The organism is Nostoc sp. CHAB 5836, from assembly GCF_020829445.1.
Lineage (GTDB): Bacteria > Cyanobacteriota > Cyanobacteriia > Cyanobacteriales > Nostocaceae > Nostoc.
Window position 1 is genome coordinate 1 of the sequence record NZ_JAIVFV010000321.1, and the last position, 3,632, is coordinate 3,632.

The 3,632-nt window shown below is 43.5% G+C and carries 3 protein-coding genes; 1 reads left to right on the forward strand and 2 read right to left on the reverse strand.

Annotation, left to right across the window (positions count from 1 at the left end; genetic code table 11):
- Window positions 1–419, forward strand: a 419-nt coding sequence (locus LC605_RS31715; protein ID WP_229551362.1) for an AbrB family transcriptional regulator, incomplete at its 5' end; no start/stop codon positions are given.
- A gap of 352 nt (window positions 420–771) precedes the next feature.
- Here the strand turns inward: LC605_RS31715 and LC605_RS31720 are convergent.
- The gene (locus tag LC605_RS31720; protein WP_229551363.1) at window positions 772–1,827 is read right to left on the reverse strand and encodes a putative nucleotide-diphospho-sugar transferase; all 1,056 of its coding nucleotides are present in this window, start codon (window positions 1,825–1,827) and stop codon (window positions 772–774) included.
- 663 nt (window positions 1,828–2,490) lie between these two features.
- A complete protein-coding gene (glsA, locus tag LC605_RS31725; RefSeq protein WP_229551364.1) occupies window positions 2,491–3,474 on the reverse strand; it encodes a glutaminase A in 984 nt (327 codons plus the stop codon).
- Window positions 3,475–3,632: the final 158 nt, after the last annotated feature.

Sequence of the window (3,632 nt, forward strand, 5' to 3'; positions counted from 1 at the left end):
TGGCGCATATCGGCGTGGACGTAACTCCGGCGCGTCAGCCGATTGAACCTTTGAACAACTTACTTATCGAACTGCGTGAAGTTGGTGTTCCGGTAATTTGGGTAAATTGGGGAAATCGTCCCGACTTTGGAAAGCGGACTATCGGCTATGCCTTAATGTCCGTGGCCATGACCCTGATCGCCGGAGCGATCGCTGCTATACTTGCGATGCAATTAACCTCTTGGGACTGGCTAACCTGTCTTTTAGTCACAGCACCAGGAGGATCAGCAGAAATGATCTTAGTTTCTCTAGCATTGAATCATAATGTTGAAATTGTCACAACTGGTCATTTAGTGCGACTAATAGCGATTAATAGTTCCCTACCACTTTGGCTGTTTTTGTTTCGCCATTTAGATGAAAAACTTTCTCAACCAGTTTAATTGATGAAGGCATTGGGCATGGGGCATTAGTTTTTGACAATTGTCAACTATACTAAAAACGGCTGATTGCTGGACTTTTGCCTAGGGAAATAAAATTTTGCTTACTAATCTCTTAGGAATTTTAAAAGTAAAGCTCCAACCTGTTTTTAGTATAGCTGGAGAGAACTAAGTACGTTAGTGCGAAAAAATTTAAGTATATTACGAAACGTAAATAAGCTTAAAACCCTCACAAATGACAAATGACGAATGACAAATGACAGACTTAGTCAGTTAACTTTAATTGCACCAACCTACTTATCGAACTCTTGCCAAAACATGGCTAATGTGATCAGAGATAGCTGACACAAAAAGTCTAATTGAGGCGATAGCGAGCAATACCAAGGAAACGGCGAACATGACGAACCCCAGCATCGAATAGCGCTAGAGGGAACCCTTGCAAAATGGGATGGCTATTTGACAGTATTTCAAAAAGGCGTCCAGTAAGGCTCTTCACATCCATCCAGGGAGCGTCCTCTTCAATTTCCTTTCGGTATTCACGGGCAATTGATGTGTATGGAGAAAGTTGTAAGTGAAGGTGACTATAATAGGTGCGCAGGCGTTTTTTAAACGAATCATTAGAATTATCAATTGCCGCAGCAGAAGGAGTCATTTGCCAAGGTTTGTAACCCATAGAGTGTATGAATGGTGGCAAACCTTTACCTGTAATCAGACTCTGCAATCTTTCGGTAGGAGTGTAGCCAGCAGGGCCAAAACATTGGGCAATATCGATACCGCGCTTTAGCATCTTGACTGGGACATGAGAAAATTCTACAGAACCCAGTAAGGCAGTAAGCACCTCTTGATCCCCGAGCATATGTAACGGACGATTGTACAAAGGCTGACGCTGTGCTTCCATATAACCTGGGTCATTGAGCATCTTCTGCCACTCCTTGAGCATATCTATATGCTGGGGAGTCACCCGCAGGATACCTGTATTAATCGTCGTGGAAAAAGTTCGACCTGGTGTCAGTCCCCAAGTAACGGTACGGTGAGTTCCTCCTTGGTACTGTCCCCAGTAATTATCCTGAGTGGTAAGTAGGGTATGCTCGTCAAGATTCTCAAAATGCTGGCGAAAATCATTATTAATAATAATATCCGAATCAATCCATACTACTTCAGTATAACCTTCACGGAGACGGTGTAGCAAAATAGTCGGCTTCACATTCCAACCTGATACCCCTAGATTCTCATCCGAAATCAGCTTTACATTAGGCAGGGACTCCGCCCAATGACGAAAAGTTGCGGGAGGTTGGGGACAGATAATTATGATGGGTAGGGTTGGGCAATGACGCGCTAGGCTCAACACAGTGAGCTTAACTCCGATGAGGTTCTTATCACGATCCTCATATATACACACAACCATGCTCATATAGGACTCCTATTTTATTTTTGAACAATACAGGACTTACGCAAAATAATGAAAAAACGAACCGCAAACGCGAGTGGGTTTCCCCCATGAGCGACTGCCGTCACAAAGTAATAAGAGTTTCAGAGAGTTATTGCGTAAGTTCTACAATACTACGAGAGAATGCTTACAGTATAAAAGTCTACTAGAAAACCAGCTTTTTTGAAAAAGCTCCGTACATCTCAATCCGGTTGGATATGGGAGGAGGGATGATTTAGGAAGCCTCCAGAGAAGCAAAAATAACAGTTTCTGAAAAACTAAAGCCCAAGAGGGCGATATTTATAAGGCAATACAGTTCAGTTAAGGCTAAAAACTAAATCTGGTGTAGGTTGGGTTGAGGAACGAAACCCAACATTATCGAGACTTTGTTGGGTAACGCTTACGCTCAACCCAACCTACTATTCTCTTAACCCAAGCGTATTGATTTATAAGGCAAGCGCTCTTGGGTAGACCATAAACTATAGCGGTTCTCGAATGGAAGCAATAGAGTCTCACCTCACTTCCATTCCTCTCTCCTAAAACGAGAGAGGCTTTGAATCTTACTCCCCAACGCTACAAGGGTTGGGGCTGGGGGGTTAGGTCTGTATTGCACTCAACTAAGAAGCGCTATAGAAGTTCAAGCAAAATTTATTGAAATTTCGCCTCTTGACCGGAACAATCAAATAGATGTAAACCTAACCGTTGGGAAAGTTCTTCACATACCTTAACCCCCCGCACACTGTTACCACGCACATCTAGCAACGGCGAAAAAACTCCAATGCCCATCTTATTGGGTACAACAGCGATAATCCCACCACAAATTCCGCTTTTCGCTGGAATCCCAATTTTGTAAGCCCACTCACCTGCAAAGTTGTACATTCCACAGGTATACATAACACTCAGAATATCTTTGATGTAACGCTTATCTACGGCCCGTTCTTTGGTGATGGGATTAATACCTGTGTTAGCAAGGGTAGCCGCCATCACCGCTAAGTCTTGGCAATTTACCATCACAGCACACTGCTGAAAATAAAGATCCAGTGCTTCTTCAATGTTTCGGTCAATCATGCCAAAGTTGAGCATCAGATGCGCCATTGCACGGTTGCGATGACCTGTACTGCGTTCTGAAGTAAAAACTGAAATGTCAACGAACACGTCGCGGCCAATATATCGCCGAAACATATCCAGCATTCGGTTGAGGCGTTCGGTGGGGCCAGAACCTTTGATTAAGCTGGTGGTTGCGATCGCACCTGCATTTACCATTGGGTTATAAGGTCGCTTCGATTGCTCATCCAAAACAATCGCGTTAAATGCATCCCCCGTCGGTTCCACGCCAACTCTAGTCAATACGTAATCCAATCCATGATCTTCTAAGGCAAGTCCATAAGCAAATACCTTGGAAATTGACTGAATGGTAAAAAGTTGCTCGTAGTCTCCAACTTTGTAAACCTGACCATCTACTGTCACAATGCAAATGCTGAACAAGTCCGGGTTTGCCTTTGCCAGTTCGGGAATGTATTTTGCTACTGCACCCTCCCGCAGTGACTTGTACCGGGAATGCAAATCGTTGAGAACAGCTTTTAATGGTGATGGTTCTATTTCTAAATCTCCTTGATTTGCTTGGTCTGTCATTAGGCTGATAGGATTTACCAAAATACCTACTATATATATAGGACTACTATTTGATTTCTGAACAGATACGTAGGGTGCGTTAGCGTTTCGCGTAACGCACCGAATCCTTAAGAATGGTGCGTTACGCTGTCGCTAACGCACCCTACAAATACTTAATG